This is a genomic window from Cryobacterium lactosi (assembly GCF_004403945.1).
Lineage (GTDB): Bacteria > Actinomycetota > Actinomycetes > Actinomycetales > Microbacteriaceae > Cryobacterium > Cryobacterium lactosi.
In genome coordinates, this window is sequence record NZ_SOHM01000029.1 from 132,660 (window position 1) to 149,578 (window position 16,919).

Genomic DNA, 16,919 nt, shown 5'->3' on the forward strand with positions numbered 1-16,919 from the left:
GCCGTTACACCCGCTGCGCATGCGCGGTACGCGACAATCCTGCCGACTCTGCTGCCTGCTGACTAGGCGCGTCAGCTACGTGCTCAGTGCAACGCCGCCACGGATGCTCCGACGATGAGCCGGCCGGTGAGGCTGCTGGTGCCGTGAGTCGCTGACGCACTGCCGTCGAGCCGCGCACGGATGAGACGGGCTGCTTCGTCAGCGATCTCCAGCGTCGGCTGCTTGTACACGGTGAGACGCGGGCGCACGGCCCGGGCCAGTTCGAGGCTGTCGAAGCCGACCAGGGAAATATCGTCGGGTACCCGCAGGCCCGATTCGTTCACGGCGATCAACATCCCGAGCGTCAACTCGTAGTTGGCGGCGAAGAGTGCGGTCGGGCGCTCGGGCAAGGCCAGCAGTTTCTCGGTGGCGGCCTGTCCGTTCTCTGCAGTCAGCGGCCCAGAGCTGATGTACTCGTCGGCGATGCTGATACCGCGAGTCGCCAGGGCTCGACGAAAACCGTCGGCCCGGTCGCGCATCGTGGAGATCATCGGGTCACCGCCCACCAGGGCTACCCGCTGATGTCCGTAGTCCGCGAGGTGACGGGCCACGGCGGCACCGGCGGCAACGTTGTCGAGCACGACCCTGTCGGTGTCCAGCTCGGGGGCAATCCAGTCGATGGCCACGACGGGCACGCCCTGCGCGGCCACCAGCCGCAGCGCCTCGACATCGGATGACGTCGGCACCGCGATGATGCCATCCACCATCTTGCTCATCAGGAAATCCACCGCCTCACCGGGAGCCGGTCGGCTGGAACACACGAGAATGCTGATGCCATCGGACCTCAGCGCCGCCTCGACGCCGGCGATGATCGTGAGGTGGAAGTCGTTGTCCAGGGCCGGCAACAGGACGCCGACGGTGAGCGACCGGCGAGACCGGAGGCTTCGGGCGAACCCGTTCAGCCGGAACCCCAGGGTCGCCGCGGCGGACTCGATCGCCAGCCGGTTCTTCTCCCGCACAGGCAACCCGTTGTAGTGCTTGGAAATGGTCGACAGCGAGAGCCCGGTCATCGCCTGAATGTCCTTGTAGGTGGCCACGTCAGCCCTCGGCCTCCGGGGTGCCGTAGCCACCCCAGCCGGGAATGGTGCCGTCGACGTCCCACAGGTCGAGCCAATCGGCGCTGCCCGGCCAGAGAAAGACCTGACCTTTGATGAGGCGGCTGTTGCGCTCGACACCTCGAAGCTCCTCGAGTTCGTGCGGGGTGAGACGGATCTCCGCCGCACGCAGATTCGCCTCGATCTGCGCCGACTTCACCGCGAACGGGATCGGGATGTGACCCCGGTTGACCGCCCACGCCAGGCAGATGGCGGCGGGGTGCACACCATGGTCGGCCGCGATGCTCACGACAACAGGGTGATCCACGTCGGAGACATCCGTGTCGGTGCGGTCACGCACCGGCCGTGATGGTGAACCCAGCGGGGAGTATCCGATGGGTTGGATGTTGTGGTCCAGGCAGAGGCGGAAGAGTTCGGGTTGCTGGAAACACGGGTGCAGTTCCATCTCGTTCAACGCCGGCTGGATGCGGGCATCCCGCACAATACGGCTCAGCTTGGCGATGGTGACGTTCGAGGTGCCCAGGTGGCGCACGAGTCCGCGGTCCACGAGACTCTCCAACGCCGCCCAGGTGCGCATGAATTCGGCATGGATGTAGGGCCGGGCCGAGGCATCCCGCGCATCGGTGGCAGCCAGCGGCGCGTGGTGATTGGGAAACGGCCAGTGCACGAAGACGGCGTCGAGGTACCCGACACCGAGGTCATCGATCGACGTGAGCACCGAATCCACGGCATCCGCCGGCTCGTGCGCGTCGTTCCAGATTTTCGACATGACGAACAGGTCCGCCCGCGTCAGCTCGGTCGACCCGAGCACGTCTCGGATCGCCTCGCCCACCAGCGGCTCGTTTCCGTAGACGCTGGCGCAGTCCAGCAATCGGAATCCGGCGCGCAGAGCGTGCTCGACGCCGGCCGCCACGGTCTCGGCGTCGTAACGGTCCGAACCGAAAGTGCCTGCCCCTATGACGGGGATGCCGGCACCGCCAGCGAGGCGCCGCCGGGCACCGGTCTGCGCTGAGGGGCGCTCCGCGTGCGCGTCGAGAGCGTGTGTCACAGTCGTCTCCGCTCGTGCTGTCGCGTCTCCGCGACAATCTAGTCGAATCATTTCGTGTACAGGCTACGGGCGGGCTCGTGCCGCGTCAACGGTGCCCATGGAGAGCATTGACACTCCAATGGGGTTGAAGCTAGCATCGCCAGCACGGCAAATCAGTATCGTTTCGTTCTTCTCTTGAGAAAGCAAACTCCCATGACCGATGCACCGCGTCCGCTCGATCCGTCGACGCTTCCCGATCCGATTGATGTGTCGGACAACAGCGCAGCTCTGGCCGGCGTTCGCGCGGTGATCGACGCGGGCCCCTTCGCCGATGACTGGGATTCGTTGCGCGGCTATCGACCGCCACGGTGGTACGAAGACGCCAAGTTCGGCATCTTCATCCACTGGGGTGTCTACTCGGTGCCTGCCTTCAACAACGAGTGGTACTCCCGCAACATGTATCGCGAGGGCACCGAGGAATTCGCCCACCACGCGGAGGTGTACGGCCCGCACCGCGACTTCGGCTACAAGGACTTCATCCCCGCGTTCACCATGGACGACTTCGACCCCGACGCGTGGGCCGAACTGTTCCGGCAGGCCGGTGCCCAGTTCGTGGTTCCCGTCGCCGAGCATCATGACGGTTTCGCCATGTACGACACGCACCGGTCCCGGTGGAGCGCCGCGCAGATGGGCCCGAAACGGGACGTGTTCGGCGAGCTCTCCGCGGCCACCGACCGGGCCTGGATGGTGCGGGGGGCGTCGTCGCATCGCGCCGAGCACTGGTTCTTCATGAACGGCGGCACCAAGTTCGACTCGGACGTGCTCCACCCGGAGTTCCAGGACTTCTACGGGCCCGCCCAGCGTGAGGAGACCGCGCCCAACGAGCGTTTTCTCGAGGACTGGCTCCTCCGCACCGTGGAGATCATCGACCGGTACCGCCCGCAGGTGTTGTGGTTCGACTGGTGGATCGAGCAGCCCGCCTTCAAGCCCTACCTGGCCCAGCTGGCCGCGTATTACTACAACCGGGCCGCCTCCTGGGGCCGCGAGGTCGTGATCAATTACAAGTGGGATGCCTTCGCTCCCGGTTCCGCCGTGTACGACATCGAGCGGGGCACTATGGGCGATATCCGCCCGGAGGTGTGGCAGAACGACACCTCAGTCTCCAAGTCGGCGTGGTCGTGGGTGCGCAACCACGAATACAAGACCGTCGACGACCTCATCGCCGAGCTGGCGGATGTCGTGTCGAAGAACGGCGTGCTGCTGCTCAACATCGGCCCCAAGCCCGACGGCACCATCCCCGAGGCCGAGCAGACCCTCCTGCGCTCGATCGGCGCCTGGCTCGCGCGGAACGGGGAGGCGATTTACGGCACCAGGCCGTGGGTGATCGCCGGGGAAGGCCCCACCGAGGTGGCCGTCGGATCTTTCGTGGACGGCGATGCGGCCGAGTTCACCGGCGCCGACTTCAGGTTCACGGCGAGCGCGCATGTCACCGGGGACTCTGTCTACGCGATTCCGCTGGCCGCGCCGGCAGATGGAGTGCTGCGCATCCGCTCGTTCGGCCGGGGTGCCGGGCTGCTCAGCCGCCGGATCACGAAGGTCACGGTGCTCGGCCAGAGCGCACCGGCCGAGTGGGAACAGACCGCCGGCGAACTCATCGTGCACGCCACCGGCGCCGCGGTGGTCAAGCTTGTCCTGGAGCCCGAGGCCGTGCAGGCCCGCACAGATTTCCTGCACCAGTGAGCACGACAAGCGGCGCCGCCCGGCAGCACTCCTCCCCCGCAGGGCGCAACTGGTCGGGAACCTACGACTACCGGGCGTTGCGGCTCGTGGAGCCCACCAGCATCGCCGAGCTGCAGCAGCTTGTGGCCTCGACTGAACGGATACGTGGCCTCGGCACGCGGCACTCCTTCAATTCACTGCCCGATACGACGGGCGCTCTCGTGCACCTGGGCGCCCTGGTCGGTGAGCCCGTCATCGACCCGGTGGCCATGACCGTCATGGTCGACGCGGCCACACCCTACGGAGTGGCCGCCGAGTTTCTGCAGCGCCACGGCTACGCGCTGCACAACACCGGCTCCCTGCCGCACATCTCGGTCGCCGGCGCGATCTCCACGGGAACGCACGGATCGGGAGACGTGCACCGCAATCTCTCCAGCGCCGTGGCGGCCCTGCAGCTCGTCACCGCCCACGGGGAGCTGCGCACGGTGCGCCGCGGCGACCCTGGCTTTGACGGCATGGTGGTGGGACTGGGTGCTTTCGGAGTCATCACCCGGGTGAGCCTCGACATCCAGCCCACGTTCGACATCCGTCAGGATGCCTTCGTCGATCTGCCCTGGGAAACGGTGCTGAGCGACTTCGACGCGGTGATGGGGGCGGCGTACAGCGTCAGCCTCATGACCCACTGGGCGGCGTCGAGCGTCGACCAGCTGTGGCTGAAAACCCGCGTTGTCAACGGAGAACCCGCCGAGGTGGATGCCGCGCATCTCGGCGCCGCTGCCGCACCCGTGTCTCTCTTCGACACAGAGTCGTCGAACATGACGCCCTTCGGCGGCGTCGTGGGCCCGTGGTCGGAGAGGCTCTACCACTTTCGTCTCGATGCCACCCCGAGCCTCGGTGACGAGATTCAGAGCGAGTACCTGGTGCCGCGCGAGCGCATCGTCGAGGCGCTGACCGCGCTCCGCGGCATCGGCGAGCGCCTCGACGGGCCCCTGGCCGTGTCGGAGATCCGCACCATGGCCGGCGACGACCTCTGGCTCTCCCCCGCCTACGGCCGCGACTCGGTGGGTGTGCATTTCACCTGGCGCAACGAACCCGACGCCGTGGATGCCGTGCTGCCCGACATCGAGGCGATCCTGCTGCCGCTGGGCGCCCGCCCGCACTGGGGAAAGCACCATCACGTCTCCCCCGCCGATCTCGCGCCGCTCTATCCACGGCTCGCCGAGTGGGGCGCCCTCGTGACCGCGTGGGATCCGACGGGAAAATTCGGCAACACCCTGATCGACGAGCTGCGTGCCCGCGCGCTGGGGGCCGTTCGGCGGCTCAGCTGAGTCGCTCGGTCAGGCGCACGGTGACCTCGTCCCCGATCTCCTTGCCGAGTTTCTTGCGCAACTTGGCGCTGATCGAGAGCATGTGCCCGCCCGATCCGGTGGGCATGAGGGCGACGGTGAGCGGTTGGGCATCCACGGTGGAGACCACCTTGATGGCCTTGCCGGTGCCGAAGAACTCCACCGAGCCGGGCACCTCCACGCACGACCAGGTGTCGCCCTTGATCTCGATCCCGATGGGTGCGGTGAACTCGAGATCGATCGGTCCCGGTGCTGTGCTCATGAAGGATGCTCCTCGGTCGACGGGTGCCTGCGGTTCCACTCTGGTGGACGCCCGGCATGTTCGGCAAGGCTCAGGTTGGGCGCCGCGTCCGGGTGCGAGAGCACCGGTCGGCGTTGCCGGAACTCCGACGGGGTCGCCCCGACCTGGCGCTTGAAGGCGGTGCTGAAGGCGTACGCATTCGTGTACCCGACGCTGCGAGCGACTTCCGAAACCGTGTACTCGGGGGAATGCAGCAGGTCGCCGGCGAGGATGAGGCGCCAGCGGGTGAGGTAGGTCATGGGCGGTTCGCCGACACCGGTTCGAAACCGGGCGGCCAGCGAGGCACGGGAGGTGTTCACCTGGCGAGCGAGGGTCTCCACGGTCCACGGTGCTGCGGGCTCCGCATGCAGGTACTCGAGAGCCCGTGCCACCAGTGGGTCGGCGCAGGTGAGCCAGGTTACCTTCCCGGCGCGGTCGGGGTCGTTGACCCAGCTCCGGATCGTACTGACCACAAGCACGTCGAGAAGCCGGTCCACGACTACCTGGGCCGCCGGATCATCGTTCTCGATCTCGCGTTCGAGCAGACCCACGAGAGAGCCGTCGGCACGGTCGTGCGGCACGATGGCGACTCGAGGCAGGGCCCGGGAGACGAGTCCGCCGGCCGCGTCGGTTCGTTCGTAGGTGCCGACAAGAAGCGAGGTCTCACCGTTCGCCGTGTTGCCCCATCGCCGGATGCCGTGCCGCAGCTCATCCCGCAGGTCACGGCCATCCAGGGTGGTGCAGACCTGACCGGGGCCGATCTCGATCGAGGGCGGGCTGGCAGCGGCGTCGGTCACGGCATACGGCTCGGGCCCGCGAATCAGGGCGACGTCACCGGCCGCAAGCAGCACTCCGTCGACCCGAGCCTGCCCTCGCGTCACAGCGAGCACGGTGAGGGCCGCGTTGTCACGCACACGGATGGCCCATGGGGAACTCATCTGCATGGAGAGAGCGAAAGCACCCGTTGCACGCGGGCCGTCCAGGAAATGTGTCAACGGATCCATTGCACAAGAATAGACGCTGACAAAGGGAATACGTAGTCTGACCCATTCCGCGTCCAGCTTCATGCGGGTGTACTGAGGTCATGACTACTCTCATCGTCGTGATCCAGATTGTTGCCGTCGTGGGGGCGGGGCTGCTCAGCGGCGTGTACGCGGCGTTCTCGACCATGGTCATGCCCGCACTGAATCGACTCGGCGATCCAAGGGCCACCGCAACGATGGTTCAGATCAATCGGAGGGCCGAACGTGGACCGTTCATCCTGATCTTCGCATCCGCAGCACTGGCCGCCATCGGTCTGGCGGTTGCGGCCGTGCCCCGCGGTGCCGGTGTTGAACTCGCCATAGCGGGGGCGTCACTGGCGAGCACCGTCGTGACCGTGGCCGTGAACGTTCCGCTCAACCGGCGGCTCGAGCGGCACGGTGCTCCCTTCTGGGCGGAGTACAGCCGCCGCTGGACCGCGGCGAACACCGTGCGCGCCTGCTGCGCCGTGATCGCTGTGATCGTCGCCGTCGCGCATTGGGTCGACAGCTGAGGCGCCCCCAGGCGCTCCCTCGTCGCTCAGCCCCGCTCGTACACCGGTCTGGCGTTCGCCGGGGGTTCACCGACCTCCTGGATGGTGTGGTCGCCGCAGGCCATCTTGGTGACGCCGGCCCGCTCGATGCTCGACACGATGAACCACCGCATGGCATCGCGCAGCCGGCACCACCCAACCAGGTACCACTGGCCGTTCGTGGAGGCGAAGAGCACGGGTTCGACGTCACGCGTGGTCGTGGTCCCGTCTCTCGCTGTGTAGCGAAGACGGAGGACTCGCTGCTCGGCCATCGCCTCCTCCAATGCCGACCTGATTGCTCGTGACGAGGAGGGCGGCGTGTTGACCCAGACCCGGCGGGCCAACGCGTCTGCCCGAGCTCGAGTTCGGGGATCGAGGACGTCCAGGATTTTCTGCACGCCGGCTGCGGCCAGATCGGCGTAGGGGGCATCGGACGCAGCAGACACGGCTGCCATCAGCGCCACGGCCTGCGCCGGGGACAGGCTGACCGGCGGCAGCGACGCGCCCACGGCCATCCCGTAACCGCCGCCCGGACCGGGGCGCGACCAGAGCGGCGCACCGCTGCTCTCGAGGGCAGCGAGGTCTCGCTTGACCGTGCGCACCGACACTTCGAACTCTCGCGCCAGCCGTTCGGCGGAGCAGCCGCGCGATCCGTTGCGGCGTAGCATCTCGGACAACGCGTGGAGTCGCTCTGTTCGCTTCACCGTTCTACCCGCAGCAAATTCATGACATAAATAGTGACACACACCTGCCCGTAGCGCCTACGAGAGTAGTGACATGACAACTACACCGAGCAGTTCCCCCCTCGTTCTCATCGCCGGCCACTGGCTCGGTGCTTGGGCGTGGGATGAAGTCCTTGACCACCTGAACCCCTCTCCGGCGATCGCGATGACGCTGCCCGGTCTCGACGGGGACGACCCCGAGCGTGCGGCGAAGACTCTCGACGATCAGGCCTCGGCGATCCTGGACGTCATCACCCGGCTCAGGGAGTCCGAGGATCAGCCCGCGATCATCGTCGCTCACAGCGGCGCAAACGCCCCCGTCAGCCTCGTGCTCGACCGGCACCCCGAGCTTGTCCATCGGGTGGTGTGGGTCGACTCCGGTCCAGTGGCACCGGGAAGCATCTACGCCCCCGACCTCCCGGAGGGGGTGCAGGAGCTTCCGCTGCCGCCCTTCGACGTCCTCGGCCAGCAGGCGAGCCTCGAAGGCCTGAGCGCAGAGGTCCTCGAGCGTTTCCGGGCCCGGGCGGTGCCGGAGCCCGGCCCCGTGCTTCGTCAGAGCGTCGAGCTCACGAACGACGCGCGGCGCACGGTGCCGACCACCCTGATTTGCTGCTCGCTCCCGAGCGCGCAGATGCTGGAGCTGGCCCGAGCCGGCCATCCCATGTTCGCCGAAGTCGCGAACCTCGAGCACCTCGACGTCATGGATCTCCCGACCGGCCATTGGCCGATGTGGAGCCGTCCCGGCGACCTCGCACAGGCTATTCAGTCGGCGGCTTCTCGAACCGACTGAACACCGTGTGCGGTCAGCCGCGGTTCTGGGCAGAGCGGATGCCCGAGGCCCCGCTCTGGGGGCCCCGGCGCCCTTGACTAGGGTGGGATTGTGATCACCGTCGAACCGTACAGCCCCGAGTGGCCGAAGCGTTTCCGGCAGCAAGCTGAGCTGCTCGAGCGTGCTCTGACCTTTCGAATCACGGCGATCGAGCACGTCGGGAGCACCGCCATCCCGGGACTCGCCGCCAAGCCGGTGATCGATCTCGCCGCCCGGACACCTGCGGGAGTTGACCCTTTCTCGCTTGAACCGTTCATCGAGGGTCTCGGCTACCGGCTGCACCGATCGGGACCGAAAACCCATGCGGTCTACACCCGGGGAGACAGCACCGGTCGGACGGAGATTCTGCACGTGTTCACCGCAACCGCCTGGCCGACCAGTCACCAGAGAGTCTTTCGAGACAAGCTTCAACATGATGCGACCGCTCGTCGGCGGTACGGAGAACTGAAGGTCAGTCTGGCGGCATCCGGGATGAGCGGCATGGCCTACACAGCCACCAAGCTCCAACTCATTCAGGAGCTACTCAACGAGGAACGAGCCTCCCGCGGCCTGCCGTTGGTTGACGCCTGGGAGAAATGAGCCGGGAAACGGCGGGCACCGCCAGACACGAACCGTCATCTCCGTGCGAGGAGAGGAGCCCCTGACCTAGTGTCCTGTGCATGACCACCCTCGCTTCCTCCCTAGTGCCCACCGTCGATTACGCCAGCCTGGCCGCGCGATTCCGGCCCATCTTCGCTCGGATCGCCGCCGGCGCATCCGCGCGCGAGCAGGACCATCAGCTGCCGCACGAGCAGATCACCGAGCTCACGGCGGCCGGTTTCGGGGCCCTGCGGGTGCCCGTCGCCGATGGTGGGCTGGGCGCCAGCCTGCCGCAGTTGTTCCGGCTGCTGACAGAGCTGGCCGCGGCGGATTCGAACATCGCGCAGGTGCTGCGCGGCCATTTCGCCTTTGTCGAAGACCGCCTCGTGGCATCCGGCGATCAGCGCGACGTGTGGCTGGCCCGGTTCGTGCGGGGCGAGATCGTGGGCAACTCCTGGACCGAGGTGGGCAGCGTCACCGTGGGCGACGTCATCACCCGGGTGCGTCCGGCGCCGAACGGCGCGCCCGGCGAGCTGGTCGTGAACGGCACCAAGTACTACTCCACCGGCAGCATCTTCGCGGATTGGATCGACACGTTCGCCCAGGTGGGTGATACCGGCAAGAACGTGATCGCCGTCGTCAACGCCCACCAGACCGGGGTCACGCACAGCGACGACTGGGACGGTTTCGGCCAGCGCACCACCGGCAGCGGCACCAGTACCTTCGTGGATGCCGTCGTGGCCGAAGCGGACGTGATCGATTTCGACACCCGGTTCAAGTACCAGACCGCGTTCTACCAGGCGGTGCTGCTGGCGGTGCTGGCCGGCACGGTCAAGGCTGCCGAACAGGAGATCGCTGCCGAGGTGAAGGCACGCACCCGCATCTTCTCGCACGGCAACACGCAGTCCTTCGCCACCGACCCGCAGATTCTGCAGGTCGTGGGTGAGGTGTCGGCTCAGGCGTTCGCCGCCGAGGCGATCGTGGAGAAGGCGGCCTGGGCGCTGCAGGGGGCGTACGAGGGTGCGTTCCTCGGGGATCTGGCGGAGGAGGAACGGCTCAATGACCTCGCAGAGCTGGCAACGGCCCAGGCTCAGGTGGTGCTGGTGTCGCTGGCAACCCGCGCCACCAGCGACATCTTCGACGCCCTGGCCGCATCCGGGGTCTCCACAACGAAGAACCTCGACCGGCACTGGCGCAACGCCCGCACCGCAGCCAGCCACAACCCGTGGGTGTTCAAGGCGCGGATCGTGGGCGACTACGCCGTGAACGGCACGCCTCCCACCCGGATCTGGTCGATCGGGGCGGCGCCGAAGTAGGGCACCATCCGCTTCGCTGCGCCCCGTGTGGCTGGATGCGCCCCCTATAGCTGGCGCATCCAGCCACAAGGGGTGCACTGAGCAACCCGAGGCACTCGTGTGCGACCCTGCGGGACGCCTGGTGTGCGAGTACGATTCCGGTATCGCGACACCGTGATCGGCTCGCCATGACTGCCGGCGCGGAGCCACTCGGAGGAGTGCACCATGCGTGCAACCAGCGAAGAGAACAACGGGACCGCGTCGGCGGGGGCCGCGGCCGGGAACACGAATCGGGCAGTCTTGCGCGCCGGTGGACTGGCGGCGGTCATTGCCGGGCTCGGCGGCATCACCTGGTTCACGCTCGAGCTCCTGCCACCGGTTCTCGGGTTCGATGACACCGACAACCCCGCAGTGAGCCTCGACTATCTGCGTCAGTACCCGCAGTTTTATGCCCTTGCCGGGGTCGTACTTTTCGCGATGGCAATCGCATTCGTCGTGGCGAGTTTCGCCGTCTCAGATGCGCTGGCCCCACGCACAAGCAGTCTCACCCGCCGAAGCCTGAGCGCACTCGGAATCATGTCGGCCGCGTTCCTCTTCATGCACGGGGTCTTGCGCACGTCGGTGGGGCCGTTGCTCTATATCGACGATATGAATAGCAGCTGGGGTGAGTCCACCTACCTCACCATTCAGACGGTGGGAATCCACGGCTTCGCCCAAGCGAGCCTCCTCACGCTCAGTGTCTGGAGCGTGGGCATCAGTATCGCTGGGGCACGTTCCCGCGCCCTGCCGATCTGGATTTGCGTCCTGGGAGTCGTCACCGGCCTCCGGCTCGTGGTGGTCATCGCTGGTCCAATCCTGATGGCCGCAAGCATCGACGTGCCCGAGGTTTTCTGGCTTGGCTCGTTGGCACTGATCCCGCTATCAATGCTCTGGTGGCTTGGACTCGGCGTGGTGCTGCTGGTCAAGTCCCGCCAGGACCGCGAGCAGAGACCTGTCGATTCGGCTCCGTGAGCTACGTCTATGGGATGCGTCGCGAAGCGGCGTCGTCGCACTCTTCTCCTAGAGCCCGGCACTCGGTGCCTAGGTAATTCCAGAGCTATGCGAGCCAGGCGCTGCACCGCGGCCAGCCACAACCCGTGGGCGTTCACGGCGCGCATCGTGGGCGACTACGCGTGACCGGCACGCCTCCCACCCGGATCTGGTCGATCGGGGCGGCACCGAAGTAGGGCACCATCAGCTTCGCTGCACCTCGTGTGGCTGGATGCGCCCCCTATAGCTGGCGCATCCAGCCACAGGGGGTGCACTGAGCAACCCGAGGCACTGCTCTGGCACCTGTGCAGAGAGGTCGCCCTAGCCGAGCTTCTTGGAGATCTCGGCGGCAGTCGATTTCATCACCGGCTGAAGCGCGCTCATGCGCTCCAGCGGCTTCACTCCGGACTGTTGGCGACGTTCCGCCAAGACCTCTCCGTCATCACCCAGCAGGAATGCCGGACACGAGGTACTAAGGCTCGCTCCCGCAGCGTCGGGGATCAGTCCCGGGCGCCCAAAGACTTGTAAGCCACACCCATCGACGCCCCATAGACGACGAAGATGATGCCGTCGACCCAGAAGTCCAGGTCGCTGGTGAACAGGACGATCGCCAAGGCCGCGGTAAGCAGCGCGGCGACCAACCAGAAAGCTCTATTTGTCATGGTGGCCTCAGACGAATGACTTGATGCAGGTGAACACCGCGGGCACGCCAGCGGCGCCGGCGATGGTGCGGGAATCCCTGGTGCTGATCAGGGCGCCGGGGCCGGTTTCGACGGCGGCGACACCAGCGGCCGTGTAACAGCGGAGTTCTGCCGCGGTGACTCGGGTGTCCACGATCCGGTCGGCAAGGCAATCGGTTCGGCCTGCCTCGGTGGGCAATCCCATACACAGGTCCCACATCGCATCGGTGGTCATGACCGATCCGTTCGTCGATACGGATGGTGCCGGTGCGGCGATCGGCGCTGCCGTTGCGGCCATCCCGTTGGCCATGGCCATGGCGGCGGCGATGCTTGCGCACGACAAAATCATGGTGAGTTTCTTCACTGCGGTCCCCCCGAAATGGCTGGTGTTGACACGCAACAGGTTAGGGCATTTGAGGGTGGAGCGCATCAGTGGTGCGGATTGAATATCCTGATAAATCGATATAAAACGGTTTCTCAAGACTGGCTGGGACCGGCTCAGGGAAGAGGGCTAGGGTGTCGGTTTGGCAGGGGGTCTCGACAGGCTCGACCAACGAGGTGCGGGCACCTGGATGAGCCGACTTGCGGCCAGGACACAGCCCACTGGTAAGGTTAGGCAACCCTTACGACCGTGCCGGACTGGACCCCTGCGCGCGGCCGCGGGTGCGGCATCACAGCGGCCGCCGGTCCGTCCCTGACCCCCTGCATCACGATCACGAGGAAAACCATGCCCCGCGCATCCACTCTCATTGCCGTCTCGGCCGCCGCCGCGCTCACGCTCGGCCTGGCCGCCTGCTCCACCTCCCCCGCAGCAGAGACCGACACCGCCGCATCCGGCGACTTCACCCCGATCACCATCGAGCACGCTTTCGGCGAGACCGTGATCGAGACCAAGCCCGAGCGCATCGCCACGGTCGCCTGGGAAAACCAGGAAGTGCCGCTGGCGCTCGGCGTGGTGCCGGTGGGCATGGCCGGCGTCACCTGGGGTGACGACGACACCGACGGCCTGCTGCCCTGGGTGAAAGACAAGCTCGACGAGCTCGGCGCCGAGACCCCGGTGCTCTTCGACGAGACCGCCGGCATCGACTTCGAGGGTGTGGCCGACACCAACCCCGACGTGATCCTGGCCGGCTACTCCGGCCTCACCCAGGAGGACTACGACACGCTGAGCCAGATCGCTCCGGTCGTGGCCTACCCCGAGGTCGCCTGGGGCACCTCCTGGCAAGACACCATCACCCAGAACGCGCTCGGCATGGGCATGGCCGCCGAGGGCGCCGACCTCATCGCCGAACTCGAGCAGGAGATCGCCGACACCGCCGCCGGATACCCGGAACTGGCCGACACCTCGGTCATGTTCCTCACCCACGTCGACGAGGCCGACCTCAGCCAGGTGAGCTTCTACACCACGCACGACACCCGCACCATGTTCTTCGACGACCTCGGGATGGTCAGCGCGCCGAGCATCGTCGAGGCATCCGAGGCCACCGAGGAGTACTCCCTCACGCAGAGCGCCGAGCAGGCGGATGCCTTCAACGACGTCGACGTGATCGTCACCTACGGCGGCGACGAACTGATCGCCACCCTCGAGGGCGACCCGCTGCTGTCCCAGATCCCCGCGGTGGCCAACAAGTCCATCGTGGCGCTCTCCGGCTCCGGCCCGATGGGCACCGCGGCGAACCCCACCGCGCTGTCGATCTCCTACGTGCTCGGCGACTACACCAAGCTGCTCGCAGCCGCGGCCGCCAACTCGAAGTGACCACTTCCACCACGCTGACCCCAGCCGCTTCGAGCGTCGCCATCGTGCGACGCCCGAAGCGGCTTCGGTCGTTGTGGTTACTGGTCTCCCTCGGGGCGCTGGCCGGTCTGATGCTGGCCTCGGTGATGATCGGCTCCCGCGAGGTGAGCTGGGCCGAGATCATGGCCGCGCTCGGCGGCTCGGTCGACGGTTTCGGCCCGGCCGCCGTGGCCACCCGCATTCCGCGTACCCTGCTCGCCGTGGTCGCCGGCGCGGCCCTGGGCCTCTCCGGCGCGGTGATGCAGGGCGTCACCCGCAACCCGCTGGCCGACCCGGGCATCCTCGGAGTCAACGTGGGCGCATCCCTCGCCGTGGTGTGCGGCATGGCGTACTTCGGTCTGACCAGCGCCAGCGGCATGATCTGGGTGGCCATTGCCGGCGCCGGGGCCACCGCCGTGTTCGTGTACACGATCGGGTCGCTCGGCCGCGGCGGCTCCACCCCGCTCAAGCTCGCCCTCGCAGGGGCGGCCACCTCGGCGGCGCTGGCCTCGTTCGTCACCGCGGTGGTGCTCCCCCGCAACGACATCGCCGAGGGCGTGCGCTCCTGGCAGATCGGCGGCGTGGGCGGAGTCACCCTGGAGAGCATCCGGGTCGTGGCGCCGTTCCTCCTGGTGGGCCTGATCGTGAGCCTGCTCTCGGCCCGGTCGCTCAACTCGCTCGCCCTCGGCGACGACCTCGCCGCCGGCCTCGGCGAACGCGTGGCCATCGCCCGCGCCGCCGCGGCGATCGGCGCCGTCGTGCTCTGCGGCGCCGTCACCGCCGTGGCCGGCCCGATCGGCTTCGTCGGCCTGGTCGTTCCACACGCCTGCCGCCTGATCGTGGGCGTGGACCACCGCTGGCTGCTGCCGTTCTCCGCCGTGCTCGGCGCGGCGCTGCTCACCGGCGCCGACGTGCTCGGCCGCATCGTGGCCCGGCCCAGCGAGATCGATGTGGGCATCATCACCGCCCTGATCGGCGCCCCGTTCTTCATCTATATTGTGCGCCGCCGGAAGGTGCGGGAACTGTGACACTCGAGAGTGTTCAGACCGCCGTGCAGACCGGGCCGGATGCGCCGCCGCTGTCGACCGCGCAGGTCGTGGCCCGAGGCCGGGTGCGCCGCACCGCCCGTCGCCGTTGGGTGATCGGCGTGCTCGCTGCGCTCATCGTGCTCGGCTACGCCGTGAGCCTGCTGGTTGGCCAGACCTTCTACTCCCCGGCCGAGGTGATCGGCGTCATCCTGGGCCAGGATGTGCCCGGCGCCAGCTTCACCGTGGGCCGGCTGCGGCTGCCGCGGGCCACCCTGGCCGTGCTGGCCGGGCTGTGCTTCGGCCTTGGCGGCGTGACCTTCCAGACCATGCTGCGCAATCCCCTGGCCAGCCCCGACATCATCGGCATCAGCTCCGGCGCCAGCGCCGCGGCCGCGTTCGCCATCGTGAGCCTGTCGATCAGCGGCACCGCGGTGTCGGCGCTGGCCATCGGCGCCGGCCTGGGCGTGGCGCTGCTGATCTACACCCTGTCGTTCAAGGGCGGCGTGCTCGGCACCCGGCTCATCCTGATCGGCATCGGCATCGCCGCGATGCTCGACAGCCTCACCGCCTACGTGCTCTCCCGGGCAGCGATGTGGGACCTGCAGGAGGCCACCCGTTGGCTCACCGGCAACCTCAACGGCGTCTCCTGGGCGCAGACCGTGCCGGTGCTGGTCGCGCTGGTGCTGCTCGCGCCGGTGCTGCTCGGCCAGTCCCGCAACCTGTCGATGAGTCAGCTGGGCGACGACACGGCATCCGCTCTGGGGGTGCGCGTGGAGCGCTCCCGGTTGATTCTGATCATCGCCGCCGTCGGTCTCATCGCGTTCGCTACCGCCGCGGCCGGGCCGATCGCGTTCGTCGCGTTCCTCGCCGGCCCCATCGCCGCCCGCATCGTGGGCCCGGGGGTGTCGCTGCTCGTGCCGGCCGCGCTCGTAGGCGCGCTGCTGGTGCTCGTGGGCGACTTCCTCGGCCAGTTCGCCTTCGGCACCCGGCTGCCGGTGGGTGTCATCACCGGTGTGCTGGGCGCGCCGTATCTGATCTACCTCATCATCCGCACCAACCGCGCCGGAGGCTCCCTGTGACACACACTCATACCCTTGCGGTGCAGGACCTCACCCTCGGCTACGGCGACCGAACCGTGATCGATGGCCTCGACCTGGTGCTGCCCGCCGGACGCATCACCGCGATCGTGGGCGCGAACGCCTGCGGCAAGTCCACCCTGTTGCGCTCGATGTCGCGGCTGCTCGTGCCGCGGTCCGGCCAGGTGCTACTCGACGGCAAGCAGGTGCACCGGATGCCCGCCAAGGAGCTGGCCCGCACGCTGGGCCTGCTGCCCCAGTCACCGATCGCGCCCGAGGGCATCACGGTGGCCGACCTGGTTGGCCGCGGCCGCAACCCGCACCAGCGGATGTTCTCCCGCTGGAGCGCTGAGGATGACGAGGCCGTCGCGGCGGCGCTGGACGCCACCGACACCGCCTCGCTGGCCGACCGGTCGGTGGACGAGCTCTCCGGCGGGCAGCGGCAACGGGTCTGGATCGCGATGGCCCTGGCCCAGCAGACCGACCTGCTGCTGCTCGACGAGCCGACGACGTTCCTCGACGTGAGCCACCAGGTGGAGGTGCTCGACCTGCTCACCGACCTCAACCGCTCCCGCGGCACCACCATCGTGATGGTGCTGCACGACCTCAACCTCGCCGCCCGCTACGCCGACCACCTGATCGCCCTGGCGGATGGCCGAGTGCACGCCGTCGGCGACCCGCACGAGGTGCTCACCGAAGACACCGTGCAGGCGGTCTTCGGGCTCTCGAGCCGGGTGCTCCTCGATCCCACCTCCGGCCGCCCGATGATGCTCCCGATCGGGCGCCACAACGTGAGCGTGCCGGCCTAGGGTCTCGTCTCGGGGGTGCACCGCCCCGCTGGTCGGCCCCCTCCGCTGGTCGAGCCTGTTGCGCTGGTCGAGCTTGTCGC

General features: G+C 67.7%; 19 protein-coding genes. 12 read left to right on the top strand and 7 right to left on the bottom strand.

The window, feature by feature from the left end:
• Window positions 1-83 precede the first annotated feature (83 nt).
• Window positions 84-1,076 (bottom strand): LacI family DNA-binding transcriptional regulator, encoded by a 993-nt coding sequence (locus E3T61_RS12290; protein ID WP_241992538.1) that lies wholly within the window; start codon window positions 1,074-1,076, stop codon window positions 84-86.
• Between the two features lies 1 nt (window position 1,077).
• A complete protein-coding gene (locus E3T61_RS12295; RefSeq protein ID WP_241992539.1) occupies window positions 1,078-2,142 on the bottom strand; it encodes an aldo/keto reductase family protein in 1,065 nt (354 codons plus the stop codon).
• A 192-nt stretch (window positions 2,143-2,334) separates the two neighbouring features.
• On the opposite strand from E3T61_RS12295, the gene E3T61_RS12300 reads away from it, so the two are divergent.
• Together E3T61_RS12300 and E3T61_RS12305 are read left to right on the top strand one after the other, a co-directional pair.
• Window positions 2,335-3,861 carry an alpha-L-fucosidase gene (locus E3T61_RS12300; protein ID WP_134641146.1) on the top strand — a complete coding sequence of 509 codons (1,527 nt, stop codon included), beginning with the start codon at window positions 2,335-2,337 and terminating at the stop codon, window positions 3,859-3,861.
• Window positions 3,858-5,168 (top strand): D-arabinono-1,4-lactone oxidase, encoded by a 1,311-nt coding sequence (locus E3T61_RS12305; RefSeq protein WP_134641147.1) that lies wholly within the window; start codon window positions 3,858-3,860, stop codon window positions 5,166-5,168. The genes E3T61_RS12300 and E3T61_RS12305 overlap by 4 nt, the downstream gene beginning before the upstream one ends.
• On the opposite strand, the gene E3T61_RS12310 is transcribed toward E3T61_RS12305, so the two are convergent.
• Window positions 5,161-5,448 carry a DUF1905 domain-containing protein gene (locus E3T61_RS12310; protein ID WP_134641148.1) on the bottom strand — a complete coding sequence of 96 codons (288 nt, stop codon included), beginning with the start codon at window positions 5,446-5,448 and terminating at the stop codon, window positions 5,161-5,163. The two genes, E3T61_RS12305 and E3T61_RS12310, sit on opposite strands and share 8 nt — an antisense overlap.
• On the bottom strand, window positions 5,445-6,533 hold the full coding sequence (locus tag E3T61_RS12315) for an AraC family transcriptional regulator (RefSeq protein WP_420898486.1): 1,089 nt from the start codon (window positions 6,531-6,533) through the stop codon (window positions 5,445-5,447). The genes E3T61_RS12310 and E3T61_RS12315 overlap by 4 nt, the downstream gene beginning before the upstream one ends.
• 17 nt (window positions 6,534-6,550) lie before the next feature.
• On the opposite strand from E3T61_RS12315, the gene E3T61_RS12320 reads away from it, so the two are divergent.
• On the top strand, window positions 6,551-7,000 hold the full coding sequence (locus E3T61_RS12320; RefSeq protein ID WP_134641150.1) for an anthrone oxygenase family protein: 450 nt from the start codon (window positions 6,551-6,553) through the stop codon (window positions 6,998-7,000).
• A 26-nt stretch (window positions 7,001-7,026) separates the two neighbouring features.
• On the opposite strand, the gene E3T61_RS12325 is transcribed toward E3T61_RS12320, so the two are convergent.
• Window positions 7,027-7,722 (bottom strand): helix-turn-helix transcriptional regulator, encoded by a 696-nt coding sequence (locus E3T61_RS12325; RefSeq protein ID WP_134641151.1) that lies wholly within the window; start codon window positions 7,720-7,722, stop codon window positions 7,027-7,029.
• Window positions 7,723-7,795: 73 nt separating this feature from the next.
• Here E3T61_RS12325 and E3T61_RS12330 point away from each other — a divergent pair, with 73 nt between their 5' ends.
• From E3T61_RS12330 to E3T61_RS12345, 4 genes are all read left to right on the top strand, one after another.
• Window positions 7,796-8,530: an alpha/beta fold hydrolase gene (locus tag E3T61_RS12330; protein WP_134641152.1), complete on the top strand. Its 735-nt coding sequence runs from the start codon at window positions 7,796-7,798 to the stop codon at window positions 8,528-8,530.
• A gap of 90 nt (window positions 8,531-8,620) precedes the next feature.
• Window positions 8,621-9,148: a GrpB family protein gene (locus tag E3T61_RS12335; protein WP_166793221.1), complete on the top strand. Its 528-nt coding sequence runs from the start codon at window positions 8,621-8,623 to the stop codon at window positions 9,146-9,148.
• Window positions 9,149-9,228: 80 nt separating this feature from the next.
• Window positions 9,229-10,464, top strand: a complete 1,236-nt coding sequence (locus tag E3T61_RS12340) for an acyl-CoA dehydrogenase family protein (protein WP_134641154.1) — start codon at window positions 9,229-9,231, stop codon at window positions 10,462-10,464.
• 204 nt (window positions 10,465-10,668) lie between these two features.
• A complete protein-coding gene (locus E3T61_RS12345; RefSeq protein WP_134641155.1) occupies window positions 10,669-11,454 on the top strand; it encodes a hypothetical protein in 786 nt (261 codons plus the stop codon).
• Window positions 11,455-11,972: 518 nt separating this feature from the next.
• Here E3T61_RS12345 and E3T61_RS21920 read toward each other — a convergent pair.
• A complete protein-coding gene (locus E3T61_RS21920) occupies window positions 11,973-12,134 on the bottom strand; it encodes a hypothetical protein (protein WP_166793222.1) in 162 nt (53 codons plus the stop codon).
• Between the two features lie 7 nt (window positions 12,135-12,141).
• Entirely contained in the window at window positions 12,142-12,387 is a 246-nt protein-coding gene (locus E3T61_RS12350) for a hypothetical protein (RefSeq protein ID WP_134641156.1), read from the bottom strand.
• Between E3T61_RS12350 and E3T61_RS12355 the strand changes: the two genes are divergently transcribed.
• The 5 genes from E3T61_RS12355 to E3T61_RS12375 all read left to right on the top strand — a co-directional run bounded on the left by E3T61_RS12355 (window position 12,386) and on the right by E3T61_RS12375 (window position 16,839).
• Complete coding sequence (locus tag E3T61_RS12355) at window positions 12,386-12,598, top strand: hypothetical protein (protein WP_134641157.1); 213 nt, start codon at window positions 12,386-12,388, stop codon at window positions 12,596-12,598. The genes E3T61_RS12350 and E3T61_RS12355 overlap by 2 nt on opposite strands.
• Window positions 12,599-12,879: 281 nt before the next feature.
• Window positions 12,880-13,908 carry an iron-siderophore ABC transporter substrate-binding protein gene (locus E3T61_RS12360; RefSeq protein WP_134641158.1) on the top strand — a complete coding sequence of 343 codons (1,029 nt, stop codon included), beginning with the start codon at window positions 12,880-12,882 and terminating at the stop codon, window positions 13,906-13,908.
• Window positions 13,905-14,954: a FecCD family ABC transporter permease gene (locus E3T61_RS12365; protein ID WP_134641159.1), complete on the top strand. Its 1,050-nt coding sequence runs from the start codon at window positions 13,905-13,907 to the stop codon at window positions 14,952-14,954. The genes E3T61_RS12360 and E3T61_RS12365 overlap by 4 nt, the downstream gene beginning before the upstream one ends.
• Entirely contained in the window at window positions 14,951-16,033 is a 1,083-nt protein-coding gene (locus tag E3T61_RS12370) for a FecCD family ABC transporter permease (protein WP_241992541.1), read from the top strand. Before E3T61_RS12365 ends, E3T61_RS12370 begins: the two co-directional genes overlap by 4 nt.
• Window positions 16,030-16,839 carry an ABC transporter ATP-binding protein gene (locus tag E3T61_RS12375; protein WP_134641160.1) on the top strand — a complete coding sequence of 270 codons (810 nt, stop codon included), beginning with the start codon at window positions 16,030-16,032 and terminating at the stop codon, window positions 16,837-16,839. Before E3T61_RS12370 ends, E3T61_RS12375 begins: the two co-directional genes overlap by 4 nt.
• Window positions 16,840-16,919 lie beyond the last annotated feature (80 nt).

Coding starts and splice junctions, on each gene's coding strand:
- E3T61_RS21920 (WP_166793222.1), bottom strand. CDS start 12,134: ATGACAAATAGAGCTTTCTGGTTGGTCGCCGCGCTGCTTACCGCGGCC.
- E3T61_RS12310 (WP_134641148.1), bottom strand. CDS start 5,448: ATGAGCACAGCACCGGGACCGATCGATCTCGAGTTCACCGCACCCATC.
- E3T61_RS12330 (WP_134641152.1), top strand. CDS start 7,796: ATGACAACTACACCGAGCAGTTCCCCCCTCGTTCTCATCGCCGGCCAC.
- E3T61_RS12355 (WP_134641157.1), top strand. CDS start 12,386: ATGACCGATCCGTTCGTCGATACGGATGGTGCCGGTGCGGCGATCGGC.
- E3T61_RS12320 (WP_134641150.1), top strand. CDS start 6,551: ATGACTACTCTCATCGTCGTGATCCAGATTGTTGCCGTCGTGGGGGCG.
- E3T61_RS12315 (WP_420898486.1), bottom strand. CDS start 6,533: ATGAAGCTGGACGCGGAATGGGTCAGACTACGTATTCCCTTTGTCAGC.
- E3T61_RS12360 (WP_134641158.1), top strand. CDS start 12,880: ATGCCCCGCGCATCCACTCTCATTGCCGTCTCGGCCGCCGCCGCGCTC.
- E3T61_RS12340 (WP_134641154.1), top strand. CDS start 9,229: ATGACCACCCTCGCTTCCTCCCTAGTGCCCACCGTCGATTACGCCAGC.
- E3T61_RS12300 (WP_134641146.1), top strand. CDS start 2,335: ATGACCGATGCACCGCGTCCGCTCGATCCGTCGACGCTTCCCGATCCG.
- E3T61_RS12345 (WP_134641155.1), top strand. CDS start 10,669: ATGCGTGCAACCAGCGAAGAGAACAACGGGACCGCGTCGGCGGGGGCC.
- E3T61_RS12350 (WP_134641156.1), bottom strand. CDS start 12,387: ATGACCACCGATGCGATGTGGGACCTGTGTATGGGATTGCCCACCGAG.